The sequence below is a fragment of the Leptolyngbya sp. NK1-12 genome, assembly GCF_032598965.1.
In the GTDB taxonomy this organism is placed as follows: Bacteria; Cyanobacteriota; Cyanobacteriia; order Elainellales; family Elainellaceae; genus Elainella.
On the sequence record NZ_CP053586.1, the window covers coordinates 2,680,289 to 2,694,957 of the forward strand.

General features: G+C 52.3%; 12 protein-coding genes. 8 read left to right on the forward strand and 4 right to left on the reverse strand.

Annotated elements, in window-relative coordinates:
- Nucleotide 1 precedes the first annotated feature (1 nt).
- Nucleotides 2–1,039, reverse strand: a complete 1,038-nt coding sequence (gene lpxD, locus HJG54_RS11270) for a UDP-3-O-(3-hydroxymyristoyl)glucosamine N-acyltransferase (protein WP_316435020.1) — start codon at nt 1,037–1,039, stop codon at nt 2–4.
- Nucleotides 1,029–2,123, reverse strand: coding sequence for a UDP-3-O-(3-hydroxymyristoyl)glucosamine N-acyltransferase (gene lpxD, locus HJG54_RS11275; protein WP_316435021.1), 1,095 nt, complete (start codon nt 2,121–2,123; stop codon nt 1,029–1,031). Before lpxD (HJG54_RS11275) ends, lpxD (HJG54_RS11270) begins: the two co-directional genes overlap by 11 nt.
- A 168-nt stretch (nt 2,124–2,291) precedes the next feature.
- Between lpxD (HJG54_RS11275) and HJG54_RS11280 the strand changes: the two genes are divergently transcribed.
- From HJG54_RS11280 to HJG54_RS11305, 6 genes are all read left to right on the forward strand, one after another.
- Nucleotides 2,292–2,591 (forward strand): hypothetical protein, encoded by a 300-nt coding sequence (locus HJG54_RS11280; protein ID WP_316435023.1) that lies wholly within the window; start codon nt 2,292–2,294, stop codon nt 2,589–2,591.
- 167 nt (nt 2,592–2,758) lie between these two features.
- Nucleotides 2,759–3,145 (forward strand): hypothetical protein, encoded by a 387-nt coding sequence (locus HJG54_RS11285; RefSeq protein ID WP_316435025.1) that lies wholly within the window; start codon nt 2,759–2,761, stop codon nt 3,143–3,145.
- Between the two features lie 180 nt (nt 3,146–3,325).
- Nucleotides 3,326–4,771 (forward strand): phosphoglucosamine mutase, encoded by a 1,446-nt coding sequence (gene glmM / locus HJG54_RS11290; RefSeq protein ID WP_316435026.1) that lies wholly within the window; start codon nt 3,326–3,328, stop codon nt 4,769–4,771.
- 182 nt (nt 4,772–4,953) lie between these two features.
- Nucleotides 4,954–6,003 carry a permease gene (locus tag HJG54_RS11295; RefSeq protein WP_316435027.1) on the forward strand — a complete coding sequence of 350 codons (1,050 nt, stop codon included), beginning with the start codon at nt 4,954–4,956 and terminating at the stop codon, nt 6,001–6,003.
- Nucleotides 6,004–6,035: 32 nt separating this feature from the next.
- Nucleotides 6,036–6,854 carry a TIGR03943 family putative permease subunit gene (locus tag HJG54_RS11300; protein ID WP_316435028.1) on the forward strand — a complete coding sequence of 273 codons (819 nt, stop codon included), beginning with the start codon at nt 6,036–6,038 and terminating at the stop codon, nt 6,852–6,854.
- A 52-nt stretch (nt 6,855–6,906) separates the two neighbouring features.
- Nucleotides 6,907–8,487 (forward strand): ATP-binding protein, encoded by a 1,581-nt coding sequence (locus HJG54_RS11305; RefSeq protein ID WP_316435030.1) that lies wholly within the window; start codon nt 6,907–6,909, stop codon nt 8,485–8,487.
- 73 nt (nt 8,488–8,560) lie between these two features.
- Here the strand turns inward: HJG54_RS11305 and rpoD are convergent, their stop codons facing one another.
- Complete coding sequence (gene rpoD / locus HJG54_RS11310; RefSeq protein WP_036004785.1) at nt 8,561–9,706, reverse strand: RNA polymerase sigma factor RpoD; 1,146 nt, start codon at nt 9,704–9,706, stop codon at nt 8,561–8,563.
- 584 nt (nt 9,707–10,290) lie between these two features.
- On the opposite strand from rpoD, the gene HJG54_RS11315 reads away from it, so the two are divergent.
- A complete protein-coding gene (locus HJG54_RS11315; RefSeq protein ID WP_316435031.1) occupies nt 10,291–10,557 on the forward strand; it encodes a TIGR02450 family Trp-rich protein in 267 nt (88 codons plus the stop codon).
- 150 nt (nt 10,558–10,707) lie between these two features.
- Here the strand turns inward: HJG54_RS11315 and HJG54_RS11320 are convergent, their stop codons facing one another.
- Entirely contained in the window at nt 10,708–12,180 is a 1,473-nt protein-coding gene (locus tag HJG54_RS11320; RefSeq protein WP_316435032.1) for an aminobutyraldehyde dehydrogenase, read from the reverse strand.
- A gap of 540 nt (nt 12,181–12,720) precedes the next feature.
- Between HJG54_RS11320 and HJG54_RS11325 the strand changes: the two genes are divergently transcribed.
- Nucleotides 12,721–14,448 (forward strand): SpoIID/LytB domain-containing protein, encoded by a 1,728-nt coding sequence (locus HJG54_RS11325; RefSeq protein ID WP_316435033.1) that lies wholly within the window; start codon nt 12,721–12,723, stop codon nt 14,446–14,448.
- The last annotated feature ends 221 nt before the right edge of the window (nt 14,449–14,669 follow it).

Below are 14,669 nucleotides of genomic sequence, written 5' to 3' on the forward strand. Positions count from 1 at the left end.
CCTAAGACTTGCGCTCGATGCCAAGCTGTTTTTGCACCTGCCGCAGCGTTTGGTACATCTCTGGCAGGCGGTTAAATACGGCTGTGGCCTTGACAAACAACCGATGAGGAATCGCCGGAATCCCTGTCACAATTGCCCCTGCTTCCACATCGTTGTGAATCCCGGCCTTGGCTGAAGCAATCACGCTGTCACCAATTTTGACGTGATCCACGATTCCCACTTGGCCGGCCATAATCACGCGATTCCCGACTTCCACCGCGCCCGCCAATCCGACTTGACCGGCTAGGATGCAGTTCTCGCCCAACTGGCAGCCATGCGCCACATGCACCAGATTGTCGATTTTGGTGTTGCGTCCAATCCGAGTTGTGCCCAAAGCCGGTCGGTCAATCGTGGAATTGCAGCCCACCTCTACGCCCTCTTCTAGCACCGTGTAGCCCGACTGCTCCATCTTCAGCCAACCTTCTGGCACTGGGACAAAGCCAAATCCCTCGGCCCCAATCACCGCACCGCTGTGAATTACGCAATTCGCGCCAATCTGAGCGCGTTCATGAATTGTGCAGTTGGCATGGAGGACCGTCCGGTCGCCGATCTGGACATCGGGATAGATCACAACATTGGGATGAATGCAGACCCCATTGCCGATTTTCACACCAGCCTGAATCACCACATGCGCCCCAATCGCTACCCCTTCTCCCAATTCCGCTGTTGGATCGATGACGCTAGTAGGATGAATTCCGGGCGGTAGGCGAAACGGCTGATAGAACAGAGCAATTGCTTGGGCAAACACCTTACGCGGCTGAGCGTCCGCGATCCAGGCCAAGCCACGCTGGCTGGCTTCAGCCTGAAGTTTGGCATCCAGGGGCAGCACCAGCGCACTAGCGACAGTAGTGGACACATAGGCCGCGAACTTACTGCCTTCGATGTAGCTCAAGGTCTGAGGCTGAGCAGTCTCGATTTCCGTCACTCCACTGATGTCTGGATCGCAGCCTAGATCAAACGTTGCTACGCCCAGCTTTTGCACCAAATCGCTAAGTTTCATCGTGTTTATTATCCTCATTCGTCAGTTGGGCAATTTGCTGCTGCAACTCCTCGACCTGCTGCTGAAGTTGCCGCAAGGACTGGTGCATGTCTGGCAAGCGGTTGTAGATCGCAGATGCCTTCAGAAAGGTGCGGTACGGACTGGCCGGACTGCCCATCATAATACTGCCTGGAGCAATCGCGCCATGCAACCCGGCCTTAGCTCCCGCCTGTACCCGATCCCCAATTGTGGCTTGGTTGGCTACACCAACTTGACCGCCCAAAATCACCCAGTTCCCGGTCTTACCACCGCCGGCCATTCCCACCTGAGCCGCCAAGATGCAGTTCTGCCCGATGCGACAGTTGTGCCCCACATGCACCAGATTATCGAGCTTTGAGTTATAGCCGATGCGGGTTTCGCCAACTGCCGGACGATCCACCGTTGAGTTACAGCCCACCTCCACCCGGTCCTCCAGCACCGTGATGCCCGATTGTTCCAGCTTCACCCAACCCTCTGCTGCTGGTACAAACCCAAATCCTTCGGCCCCAATCACGGCACCACTGTGAATTACACAGTCCGCGCCAATTTGGGTGCGTTCGTGAATCACGCAGCCGGCATGAAGTACGGTCCGGTCGCCAATTTGCACATCGGGATAGACCACGACACTGGGATGAATGCAAACCCCGTTGCCAATTTTGACGTTGGCTTGGATCACGCTGTAGGCCCCGACCGACACCTCCTGCCCGAGTTGAGCCGTTGGATGAATTATTGCCGTCGGATGAATGCCTGGTTCGGGCTGAAAAGGCTGGTAAAACAGCGGAACGGCTTTGGCAAACAGCAGCTTGGGTTCTGCGGTGCTGATCCAGGCGATCTGGCGTTGGCTGGCTTGCTGTTGCAATTTGGCATCCTGGGGCAGAATCACGGCACTCGCCCCAGTGTGGTGGATCTGATTGGCAAACTTACCACCTTCAATGTAGCTGAGGCTTCCTGGCTGGGCTTCGTCAATCGCGGCCAACCCAGTTAAAACCGGATCGTGAGCCGGATCCACCAAGAGGCTGTGCTGGTCTGTAATTTGTAATTGCTGGAGCAACTGGCTAAATTTCATCCCGGCCTTGGCTGAAGTTGTTCGTAGTTAATTATCAACAAAATTAGGAATGCAGGGCGAACTACTGATCCAGGTATTTGTCTGGCTGAGCGAAACGAGCCGCTTAAAACCGAGCGCTGGTTCTAGCACAATTAGAGGTATCCACTCATAACCATCGCAGCATCAATCGTGAAGCAAACTATCGGCTATCGGTTAGAGCAGTACACCCTGAAGCGTCCGCAGGAAGTGCTGATCGTGACAGCAGAAATTGACGGAGAACCGGATCAAATCACTATCTTCAAAGGGTTTTCCAGCTCGTTGATGCGGCCCACCGATTTTGATCCAGATGTACCCATGCTGCCAGCAGGAACGCAGATTATTGCCATCGATCGGTTGCAAAGCCCCTACAATCCGCTTGCACCTCGCTACATCCAGCAGGGACTATCCCTATCTGAAATGGAAGTGTTGCTGCAAGAGGTCGGGGTTTGACTGAGGTGCGCAACTGAACTAGCTGACGCTGTCCTGAAACTAATCAATTCACATTGCATATAGGTTCTATCTAGTTGAACAGCAATTGTTCAACTAGATAGCTGTTGACATCTGATTTGATATCATGTGAATAAATCGTTATTAATACTATTAATGATCTGTTAATTATGAGCCAGGCTGAATCGAAACCGGCTGCCTTTTGGCCTTATGTGATTGAAGGGGTAGGGTGCTTGTTGGTTGCAGGTGCAGCGGCTTATGGGGTGTATACATTCCAGCAACAGAAAATTAGCCGTCTAGAAGTAGAAAATCGCCGGTTACAGCAGGAAATTGCCAGTTTGCAATCTGCTAGCACGCAACAGAAAGGCACAATTGCCAGATTGACTCAAGAGAACAGTGATTTGAAAACCAGTTTGCAAACCGTTTGCCGGGAAAGCCAGGCTGGCTTTTTCAATCGGTTGGAATATCAGATCGATCGGCTACTGGAAAAGGATGTTTTAGCCCAGTGGCGTCAGATTTGCCAGAATGTTCAGGCTAGGGCAAATTTACAGTCCTAATTTTAAGCTTTGCCATCTCATCCTAATTTTCTAAGGCTTTAATCTAGCTTTCCGGAATCGGAGTGGCCCAAATTGTAGTGTGAACAATTGCAAAAAAGAGTATCCATTAGTTAAATGTACCTAAAGTGGAGAGACGTGTTATCCTCCGCTGTGAGTGTGGTGTTAGGAGTAAAAATAAATATGGTTCTATCTGCTTCTGGCAATTCTTGGCGAGATTCTCATCCGGTTTCCTCGCTTGGTACGGGCTGGGGAAGCCTCAATCTACCGGCCTCGCGGCTATTTGGCACCGACGGTATTCGCGGTAAGGCAGGCGAGCTGCTAACGGCTCCACTGGCGCTTCAGGTGGGCTATTGGGCTGGGCAGGTTTTGCAGGGTCAAAGTCAAGCGAGCTGCACGATCATCTTGGGACAGGATTCGCGTAACTCTAGCCACATGCTGGCAATGGCCCTGTCAGCCGGATTGACGGCGGCAGGATTGGAAGTTTGGAACCTGGGTCTGTGCCCGACGCCGACGGTGGCCTATCTTACCCACACAACCGAGGCGATTGGGGGCGTAATGATCTCTGCTAGCCACAATCCGCCAGAAGACAATGGCATCAAGTTTTTTGGAGCCGATGGCGCAAAATTATCTGCCGATCTACAAGCCGCGATCGAATCGGCTCTACGGGGAGAGAGCATTCCCACCATCGAGGCCAACAGCCGCTGGGGTCAGCATTACCACCGCCCAGAGCTGATCGAAACCTATGTGCAATCGCTGCATCGTCCGCTGCTGCCCGCGGTGAATTTGCAAGGCATGAAGATTGTGTTGGATCTAGCTTGGGGAGCGGCGACTCAGGTAGCGCCGATTGTATTCCAGCAGATGGGAGCTAAGGTGATCTGTCTGCACGATTATGCCGACGGCGATCGGATCAATGTCAATTGCGGCTCGACCCATCTGGAACCGCTCAAAGCTGGAGTGCGCAACCACGCAGCTGATTTGGGCTTTGCCTTTGACGGTGATGCGGACCGAGTCATGGCCGTAGATTCCCAAGGTCGAGTCGTGGATGGTGACTATATTCTTTATCTCTGGGGTCAGGCGCTGCGTCAGTCCAACCAACTGCCGGATAATTTGATCATTTCTACAGTGATGGCCAACCTGGGTTTCGAGCGGGCCTGGCAGCAGTTGGGTGGTTCCCTGATCCGGACGGCGGTGGGCGATCAGTATGTGCATGCAGAAATGCAAAAGCGGGGCGCGAAGCTGGGCGGCGAGCAGTCGGGCCATATTCTCTGTCCCCACTATGGCGTTTCCGGGGATGGCCTGCTGACGGCCCTGCATCTGGCGTCTCTGGTGCGGCAATCGGGTACCTCCTTGGCGGACCTGATCAACCAAAGTTTCCAAACCTATCCTCAAGTTCTGCGCAATGTCCGGGTGGAAGATCGGGAGCGTCGCCTCAACTGGCAGCAAGATGCGCGATTGCAGCAGATGATTATCCAGGCCGAGACCGCCATGGGCGATCAGGGCCGGATCTTGGTGCGAGCTTCTGGGACTGAACCCGTGATTCGCGTCATGGTGGAGGCTGCCACTGCTGAGCTGACCCACTATTGGACCGAAAATCTGGTGCTGGCGGTTCAGGAATATGCGGCTTGATCGGTCCTGAACTTAATCAGCCCTGGACGGTGAGTCAGTGAGTATTGGAACTGAAATGGGGGTTAAAGAATTAGCGAGCTTAAACCACGATGGCGTAAAAACTCGAATGGATCGAGTACAATGACCCATCAGACTCATTCGCCTGATCCCTGTTTTTGATCCCGCACTCCTACACACCAGGCATGAATCAATTCAATAACGCTCTAACTCTGTTTTTTAGCCTGCTGGTGGAAGCCATTCCCTTTCTGCTGATTGGGGTATTCTTCTCCAGCGCGCTTTTGCTGTTTGTGGATGAGCGCAAGTTAATTGCCGCCGTTCCCAAACAGCCGCTGTTGGCCGCCTTTGCCGGTAGCCTGATCGGGTTTCTGTTTCCCGTCTGTGAATGCGGCAATGTGCCCGTAGCTCGACGGCTAATCGTCCAAGGGGCACCGGCAGCGATGGCAATTGGATTTTTGTTGGCAGCTCCGGTCGTGAATCCGGTCGTGTTTTGGGCCACTTGGATTGCCTTCCGCGATCAGCCAGAAATGGTGTTTTTACGGGTCGGCTTTTCGCTGCTGATCGCCACGATGATTGGTTGGGTGTTCAGTACCCAGGCCGACTTGCGCCCCTTGATGCAGCCGGCTGTCGCCCGTGCCATGCCGATTCCGAAGCGCGCTGCTAAGAAGACAAAGGCACCAAAAGCAAAGGCACCTCAGGCTGAAGAGGCCGCTTCACCCCTACTGCAATCAGGCACATTTTTTCTAGGTCAATCCGATCAACCGCTGCAAGTGGATGGTTTGGGGCAAGCAGCACTGGCAGCTAATCCCGCCCTGTCTCGACCAATTCCCGAACGGCTGCGGCTGATGCTCGACAATGTGATTCAGGAACTGCGCGAGCTAGGCGGGATTTTGATCATCGGGTCAGCCATTGCTGCCTTGGTTCAGGTTTCGGTGCCGCGCGACCTGATTTTGAGTTTGGGACAGGGGCCGGTTTCGTCGATCCTGGCGATGATGCTGTTGGCGGCGGTGGTGTCGATTTGCTCCACGGTGGATTCGTTTTTTGCCCTGTCATTTGCCTCGACCTTTACGACCGGATCGCTGCTGGCATTCTTGGTGTTTGGTCCCATGATCGACCTGAAGAATTTTGCCCTGCTATTGACGGTGTTTCGGGGTCGCGCCATCCTCTACTTGTTCGTGCTGGCAGGGCAGCTAACGTTTCTGTTGACCCTGTTGATCAATTTATATGTCAGCTAATCGTACGTGAGCTAGTGCATCGTTGAGGCCGCATGACTGTTCAAACGAATTACAAAACCACCCGCCGCTTTCACCCCCTCAAGAGCCTGTACCGCCTGCAAGGACTGCTGGATATTGCCGCCATTTCTGCCTGGGGCGTTTTGCTATTGCAGTATTGGTTAACTGGCAAAATCAACCTGTTGCTGCATCCAAATTATGTTTGGCTGGCCTATTCGGCAGGGTTTGTGCTGCTAGGCGTGGCAACTGTCAAAATCGCCCAGTTTATCTGGCGAGTTGTGCAGCTCAAAAAGCGAAAAGACCGAAATCAGGGAGACCTGCTTCAGCATTTGTCCCTGTTCCCCCCGGGATGGAGCAGTGCTCTGCTGCTGACGGTGGCGTTATTTGGACTTCAGTTTACGCCCCAGCCCTTTGCCAGCCAGATGGCGCTAGACCGGGGTGTGACCGAAACCCTGACCATGACGCGCTCCCAGCCGCAAGCCTTCCGCACCTCCACCAAACCAGAAAATCGTACCCTGATCGATTGGATTCGCACCCTAAACGTGTATCCCGAACCCGACGCCTACACTGGCCAAAAAGTAAACGTAGAAGGATTTGTGCTTCACCTGCCGCAAGTGCCGGACAATTATATTGGGATTGCTCGTTTTGTGATTACCTGTTGTGCTGCAGATGCCTACCCAGTGGGAATGCCGGTCAAGTTGCCTAGCGGGAACCGGTCTGCCTATCAACCAGACAAGTGGTATAGGGTGGAAGGGCAAATGATTACCGAAACGCTGGCCGATAAACGTCAACTCGTGATTCAAGCCAGCAAACTCACTGAAATTCCCACCCCTGCTAACCCCTATGCATCCTGATGTCTGGAAGGTATAGCTGAATCTGAAGGTGTTTCGTGAGCGAGCTTTTTCTGTGAAAAACCCAGACCATCGCGTCACTGCCTTATCTTCAAGCGCTGGATTTCGCTGGCCCGAAGTTTGGGGTGAAGCTCGGACACGGGTTTTAGTTTGGTATACGGTAATTCTGGCGCTGGCGTTTGGTCTGGCGATTCCGGCCTTTCGTCAACGGTTGTTTGATCGGGTCGAGGCACGGGTCCAGCAAGATATTTGGGGCGAGGTCAGAGATTTTCGAGAGCTGATGTCAGGCAGAATCGATCTCGAAAGCTTGGAGAATAACCGCATGGAGCATTTCCACCCCAGCGATCCGGAGCCGGTTCGCCCTGTGCCACCGCCGCCGGCTGATGCTAGGGAAGCAGCGCTAATGCGGGATCTCCAGCTTCCAACCACTGCGGCTGAAGCAAGGCGATTTTTCTCAGCCTACCTGCAAGTCGAAATCCCAGAAGACAATATTTACTTGATCACCTTTGTGGATGGGCAGTTCTATCAATCGAGTCCGGTAGCCCTGCCACGAGATTTTAGACCGGATACACCTTTGATGCGCCGTTGGGCCACCCAGGCTGAACCCGAACAGGGTGAGCAGACGAGCCTGTACAACGAGAATGACCGCATCCTCTACGTTGTGGAGCCGGTGAAAGCGAACGGTAAACTATTAGGAACCTGGGTGGTCGCCCATAGCGTGATCGGAGAACGGGCAGAAGTCCTAGAAGCCGTAGGTGTAGTGATTCAGGTTTCGCTGGTAGTGCTAGCCATTTCCCTCCTGCTGGCTTGGTTTGCGGCGGGCCGAGTGCTGCAACCCCTGCGGGCATTGACGGCCACGATCCAATCCATTAGTGAAACCGATTTGACTCGGCGGATTCCGGTTCAAGGTCAGGGAGAACTGGCGAAACTGGCAACTACGTTCAATGACATGATGGATCGGCTAGAGAGTTCGTTCATCAGCCAGCGCAACTTTGTTAACGATGCAGGCCATGAACTGCGTACCCCAATTACAATCATGCGCGGCCATCTGGAACTGATGAGTAGCCATCCCGACGAACAGCAGGACACTCTGGAAGTCGTCATGGATGAGCTAGACCGGATGAGCCGCTTTGTTGAGGATTTGGTTTTACTTGCCAAAGCAGAACGACCCAATTTTCTCCAACTCGAAACGGTAGATGCTGAGGCGCTCACCCACGAACTATTTGTGAAAGCTCAGGTACTAGCACCTCGCAACTGGCAGTTGGAATCAGTGGCCAAGGGACGAATTGTTGTGGATCGCCAGCGGATTATTCAGGCTGTGATGAATTTGGCGCAGAACGCCACCCAGCACACCGAACCAGATGACACGATTACAATTGGATCCGCGATTAGAAAAGACAAGGTTCACTTTTGGGTACGAGATACTGGAGCAGGCATTCGGCTTGAAGATCAGCAGCGCATTTTTGAACGCTTTGCCAGAGCCTCTCACGGTCGCCGCCGTTCTGAAGGAGCGGGATTGGGGCTATCCATTGTCAAGGCGATTGCCGAAGCTCATGGCGGGCAGGTCTCCCTACGGAGTCAACTCGGCAGTGGCTCAACCTTTGCTGTGATTCTGCCGCTAGAGCCTAATGCCTAACGAACAAAAAGCCTACCAAATCCGGCAGGCTTCATCGAACATCTGATTTGATAATGGGTGACTAACCCAAGAATTAGCGAATGTATTCCTTCAAAACGCTGTTGCGGTTGGGGTGGCGCAACTTCCGCAGTGCCTTGGCTTCGATTTGCCGAATCCGCTCGCGAGTGACGTTGAAAATCTGGCCGATCTCTTCTAAGGTTTTCATCCGACCATCATCCAAGCCATAGCGCAGGCGTAATACATCGCGTTCGCGGGGGCTGAGCGTACCCAAAACGCTTTCTAGGTCTTCCCGGAGTAGATTTTTGGAAACCTGGTCTTCGGGTGTTTCACCATCAGATTCAATGAAGTCTCCCAAGCGCGAGTCTTCTTCTTTGCCAATTGGCGTTTCTAAAGAGATGGGCAACTGAGCCGACTTAGCAATAAACCGCAGTTTCTCAATCGTCATCTCCATCCGAGTTGCGATCTCTTCTTCGGTGGGTTTGCGGCCCATTTCCTGAGACAGCAGCTTGGTGGTTTTCTTGATCCGAGAAATGGTCTCGTAGAGGTGAACTGGCAGCCGAATCGTGCGAGATTGATCAGCAATGGCGCGGGTAATTGCCTGACGAATCCACCAGGTGGCATAGGTCGAGAATTTGTAGCCCTTTTCGTGGTCAAACTTCTCAGCCGCCCGAATCAGACCCAAGCTGCCTTCCTGAATCAAATCCTGGAACGACAAGCCACGGTTCATATACTTCTTGGCGATCGAAACCACCAATCGTAGGTTGGACTGCACCATTTTTTCTTTGGCTCGCCGGCCTTCGTGTAGACGTCGGCGGAATTTGGGCAGGGGTTGGTTCACCTCATTGGCCCAAACTTCGAGATTGCGCTCAAACTCCTGAGGCGTTTGGTCGAGGCGTTCGCATAATTTGTCCCGAATCCGCTCCAGTTCCAGCAAATCAGCGATCTTGCGGGCCAGTTCAATCTCTTCATCGGCCCTCAGCAGGCGAATCCGACCAATCTCTTGCAGGTAAAGCCGAATCGAATCTTCGGTGTAATGTTTTTTCTTCGCTTGTGCCCGACGACGAGCGCCTCCCTTCGCCGCCTTGCCATCCTCTTCATCCTCAGAATCAGGTTGGCTGTCGAACAAATCGTCTCGATCATCTCCTTCCTCAATCAAGAGTTCATCCAAATTACTCTCGGGCTGGTCAATGGTTTCGAGTACGTCATTAGCCTGGGTCATGCCGCGCTCCTCATGCTCCTTATATCAAAACGTTAAAGGTCAATCAAACCAAGGAATATCACGACCGAGTTATTAGCTGGTCTACGCTTAAGTGATTCTAGATAAATTAAGACCAGTTCGTCGTTGCCGGTAGCTATCCCAGAGGCACAATGCTTCTCCTCAGTAATGATGAATACTGGGAATCAGCACCAAAACGGGAATCATTGCCTGCGGGTTTTGCTGAAACCTCTCCGATTGTAACTTTTCTCACAAAAGTTGCACGCTTTTTCATAATTTTCGCTGTAAAAAACTGGTATGCCAGAGTTTTAGTTTGCGCTTGCTGAAAGTTACAGAATGAGATCTTGCTGAAGGCAAAATTTCTCAAACCAATTAGCTCGGACCAATGAGGCAACGAACCTAACAATCAACACAGCAAGATTCTCTTTGCGGGAAAACAGAAACGGCGTGTTGAGAAATTGTTATGAATTCAGCATAACCGAACATTCCAGAACTGGAAGAGAAAACCTCTGGCAATTTGACGCGATTTCAGGTTTTTTGTCCTCAATTCTAGTTATTTTTTGTTACATAACTCGATAGAAGTCCCAATGGCACGCAAGCAAAAATTTCCTTACTTAGTTGGTTCCAAATGGACAGCTCAACAGACCACCTGGGGATGGCGACATTTCCAGGTGGTCAATCGCAAAAACGAAGGGCGTTGGGTATTCGCTGAGATGGTGGCTGCCTGTGATCCAACCGTGCGGTTTTGGTTGAACGCTCAGCAGCTCAAAGACCATTCGCTTTGGCAAGCCGGATGGCAATCCCTACAGGAACAGAATCAGGAAAATAGTTTGGAAGATAGTTTTGAGTTTTGAGTTCTCAGTTTTGAGTGGGCTGACAGGCTGGGCAATAACATTCTGCCGATGACAGGTGAGACGCCCACACCACCAGCTCACCAAATTTAAATTTATTTTTCAACTCCCCTGCCCTAACTCAAAACTCAAAACTTAACACTCAAAACTCAATTAAGCGTCAAATACAACCGAGTGCCAGGCTTTCTTCTGTTCGCCCGTGATGTCTAGCATGACATGCTTGACGATGGTGTATTCTTCCAGCGCGTAGTAGGACATGTCTTTGCCGATGCCGCTTTGCTTGAAACCGCCGTGGGGCATTTCGCTGGCAATTGGTAAGTGATCGTTCACCCAAACGGTGCCACACTCCATTGCTGTCGCCATTCGCATCGCTCGCTGCACATTCAAAGTCCAGACGCTGCCAGCTAATCCGTAGGGAATGTCGTTTGCCAACTTGATGGCTTCGGCTTCATCCGAGAAGCGATTCACTACCACTACCGGGCCAAAAATTTCCTCCTGCACGCAGCTTGCCGATTGGGCCGCCTCTACCAAGATCGTGGGCGGATAGTAAAACCCATCTCCCTCCGGCATAACGCCGCCAGTGGCTACCTTGACGCCCTGCTGCCGTGCTTCTTCGACAAAGCCGTGCACCTTGAGGCGTTGGGTTTCGCTGGCTAACGGACCGATATCGGTATCTTCAGCAAAGGGATCGCCAACGCGAATCGTTTGGGTGAGTTCGGTAAAGCGGCTAAGGAATTGATCAAACACCTCGTTTTGCACGTAGATTCGGGTGGCAGCCGTGCAATCCTGGCCACTGTTCATATAGGCGGCTGGAATTGCGCCGCGGGCGGCGGCTTCAACATCGGCATCGGCGAACACGACAAACGGAGCTTTGCCACCAAGTTCGAGCGTCACCCGTTTCACCATGGGGCTGGCTAACTCAGCGATACGTTTGCCGGTGCGGGTGCTGCCCGTAAAGCTGATCATCCGCACATCCGGATGGGTACAAATCGCTTCCCCTACTTCAGCTCCCCCAGTGACGACGTTGATTAAACCAGCCGGTAAGCCAGCTTCGAGGGCTGTTTTTGCCAGTTCGATGGTCGTAATCGGCGTATTGGGAGCGGGTTTGATCACGACTGCATTGCCAGCAGCCAGCGCCGGACCCAATTTCCAAATCGCCATCATAAACGGATAGTTCCAGGGGGTAATGGCACCGATGACGCCAATTGGTTCGCGGCGAATCATGCTGGTGTAGCCGCCCACATATTCCCCCGCTGCCGAGCCTTCTTGCCGCCGCACAACGCTCGCAAAGTAGCGCAGGTTATCAATAGCAAAAGGAACATCGCCACCCACGGTAAGTTTCAAGGGTTTTCCGGCGTTTTGGCTTTCTAAGCGGGCCAGGGTTTCGCTTTTTGCTTCCAGCGCGTCGGCCAGCTTCATCAGGGCGGTACTGCGTTCTCCGTAGGAACGGGCAGCCCAGTCTACTTGAGCGGCTTTTGCGGCAGCAACTGCCCGTTCTACATCGGCTTTGGTTCCGAGCGCCACTGTAGCAAATGGCTTACCCGATGCAGGCTCAATCAAATCTTCGCTGCCTGTTTCCACCAGTTCGCCGCCAATTACCATCGGATAATGCATTAGCTTGTTCATAAATACCTCTTGAAGAGATGAATAGAGTATTAGCAATCACAGTAAGCATTAACAACAGCGTCCAGGAGCTGACCGGCGCTAGATTGTTGCAGGCGTAGCGACCAAACTACCCTTTCATGATGAAGACTGCCCCAGAGGGCTTCTGCCAAGCTTTACTTTATTTTCAGATTCTTCAGCCAAACTGTAGTCAAAGCAGCGCTGAGCAGCAGGAACAAATTGGGCTAAATTGCCATCCTGAACTCCTATTAGCTACCGCAACCTCAGAACTTGTTGAAATTTTTGCCAAATCTTTGTCAAACTGAATGGTTGAATTGGGGTGTTAGCATCCATAATCAGAGACTATTATCAAAAGACTGTCAGTAGTCTACGTGGCTGACTGAGAGGTAGTGCCTGAAATTCTAGCGCCTGTGCTTGCCTGAATTGGCTATGCTTGAACCTTGTCACTCTAAAAAACTTTCTGTGAGGAGACTAATTCAAACCCATTGGTTTAGTTGCTCAACTGTTCCTCTAGTTCTGTTTGATCCCCCACTCACAAAGCGAATGACTAAATCTCAACCGTGGTTGCCCTGGCTAGGCGCAGTGCTAGTTGCTGCTGGTTGGACGGTTACTATCAAGTCCAGCTACGCCCAAGATGCTCCTCCGAACCCCTCCCTGGATGTGGGAGTGGTGCAGCGGTTTGGCTCAGAACCAAGCGACGAAATGGTGATCAAACCCAAATCGGGCGACAGCGTGACGTTAAAGTTCAAAGTAAACGAGCAGCCACAGGCGGTCACGACTACCGGTAACGTTACGGTAAAGGTAGAGATGCAGCCGTTGCCTAAGCCGAAGGTAACCGAACGGGTGGTGCTCAGTACGCACCGCAGTTTTGAGAGTGCTGAGGACAGTGCCACCCAGTGGAAATCTCAAGGTGTTGAGGTAGAAGTAGCGCAGCCGCGTCAGTGGCAGGTGTGGGCCAAGCGCGAAACCTACAAAACTCCCCTATTGCGTCGGTTATTGATGCAAAATCTGCGGGCCAACGGCTCCAAAACAGCCTTCATTGACACTCAGGTGCAGCAGCAAGAGCCAAAGGCCACTATTGCCGTCAATGGCACGCGCTATCAGCAGGATGAGATGGAGTTTGCCGCTTCAACGCAGCAGTTTGAGGTGACGTTTAATCGTAACGACCATGGCACTCGCCTCTATGCCGGAACCTTGAAGCTCCAGCCCAATGCTTACGGTACTTACACGCTAGTCAATCAGGTGCCGATCGAGACCTATCTACGCGGTGTAGTGCCCCACGAAATTGGTTTAGGTGCTCCGCCAACTGCAATTGAAGCTCAGGCAGTTTTGGCGCGGACCTATGCTTTACGAAATCTGCGTCGTTTTGCGGTTGATAATTACCAGCTCTGTGCCGATACTCAGTGTCAGGTGTATTGGGGTTTGATGGGGGCTGCTCCTGAATCCGACCGAGCAATTGCGGCCACGCGAGGGATGGTATTGACCTACAATAACGAGCTAGTGGACGCACTCTATTCCTCTACAACGGGTGGTGTTACGGCTCCCTTCAGCAATGTTTGGAATGGACCGGATCGCCCTTATTTACAAGCGGTAGTGGATTCGGTACAAAACTTGTGGGATCTGTCTCAGCGTAGCTTAGCCGATGAAGCCAACTTCCGCTCATTCATTAACCTGAAGCAAGGTTTTAATGAAGCGGGCTGGGATATGTTCCGCTGGCGAGTCGAAAGTCCGCTAACTGAGATTGCTCAAGATCTGCGCTCCTACTTACAAAGCAAGCAGCATCCCTTAGCAAACTTCACGCAAATCAAAGAATTGCAGGTAGTAGAACGCTCTCCGGCTGGGCGAGTTCAGCGCATGGAAGTCTCAACCGATCGCGGCTTGATCGAGTTAGAAAAGGATGAGATTCTGCGAGCACTCTACGCGCCCAACAGCACACTGTTCTATCTAGATCCTATCTACGAAACCCCTCGGCCCCAGCCCAGCCCACAGGCTTCTGCCAATCCCCAACCATCTCCAAATGGGCAGCCCAGCCCTACGGCTTCGGTGCCTGCTCCTAGTCCTGCAGCCAAGGTGTTGAAAGGCTATGCCTTTATTGGTGGAGGTTTAGGTCATGGAGTTGGCATGAGCCAAACGGGTGCCTATCGACTCGGTGAACTAGGCTGGTCTAATGAACGCATTCTGCGCTTCTACTATCCAGGCACTCAGCTGCAACCGTTAAACCCCAGTATTGCCTTTTGGCGTGAACCGGAAGTTGTCAGCAGCCAGAAATAGGGTACGCTCCTCTGGATATCCAGAAAGCGACAGACTCAAGCTCGATACAACAAGGCAGAAGCACAAATCGTACTTCTGCCGAAAAAATCTTTGCTAGTACCATTAGCCCTGAATAGCACTAAGTTGAAATAGTACTAAATAGCTGAATTAATCAGAAGGCGACGAATCGCCCTCCTGATTGTAAGTACCGTTTGTTTAGAGCCTATCTGAAAACCCCTTTG

What these genes read in the sequence shown, in the direction of transcription:
- lpxD (WP_316435020.1), bottom strand. Translation starts at nt 1,039, where the DNA reads ATGAAACTTAGCGATTTGGTGCAAAAGCTGGGCGTAGCAACGTTTGAT.
- lpxD (WP_316435021.1), bottom strand. Translation starts at nt 2,123, where the DNA reads ATGAAATTTAGCCAGTTGCTCCAGCAATTACAAATTACAGACCAGCAC.
- HJG54_RS11285 (WP_316435025.1), top strand. Translation starts at nt 2,759, where the DNA reads ATGAGCCAGGCTGAATCGAAACCGGCTGCCTTTTGGCCTTATGTGATT.
- glmM (WP_316435026.1), top strand. Translation starts at nt 3,326, where the DNA reads ATGGTTCTATCTGCTTCTGGCAATTCTTGGCGAGATTCTCATCCGGTT.
- HJG54_RS11295 (WP_316435027.1), top strand. Translation starts at nt 4,954, where the DNA reads ATGAATCAATTCAATAACGCTCTAACTCTGTTTTTTAGCCTGCTGGTG.
- HJG54_RS11300 (WP_316435028.1), top strand. Translation starts at nt 6,036, where the DNA reads ATGACTGTTCAAACGAATTACAAAACCACCCGCCGCTTTCACCCCCTC.
- rpoD (WP_036004785.1), bottom strand. Translation starts at nt 9,706, where the DNA reads ATGACCCAGGCTAATGACGTACTCGAAACCATTGACCAGCCCGAGAGT.
- HJG54_RS11315 (WP_316435031.1), top strand. Translation starts at nt 10,291, where the DNA reads ATGGCACGCAAGCAAAAATTTCCTTACTTAGTTGGTTCCAAATGGACA.
- HJG54_RS11320 (WP_316435032.1), bottom strand. Translation starts at nt 12,180, where the DNA reads ATGAACAAGCTAATGCATTATCCGATGGTAATTGGCGGCGAACTGGTG.
- HJG54_RS11325 (WP_316435033.1), top strand. Translation starts at nt 12,721, where the DNA reads ATGACTAAATCTCAACCGTGGTTGCCCTGGCTAGGCGCAGTGCTAGTT.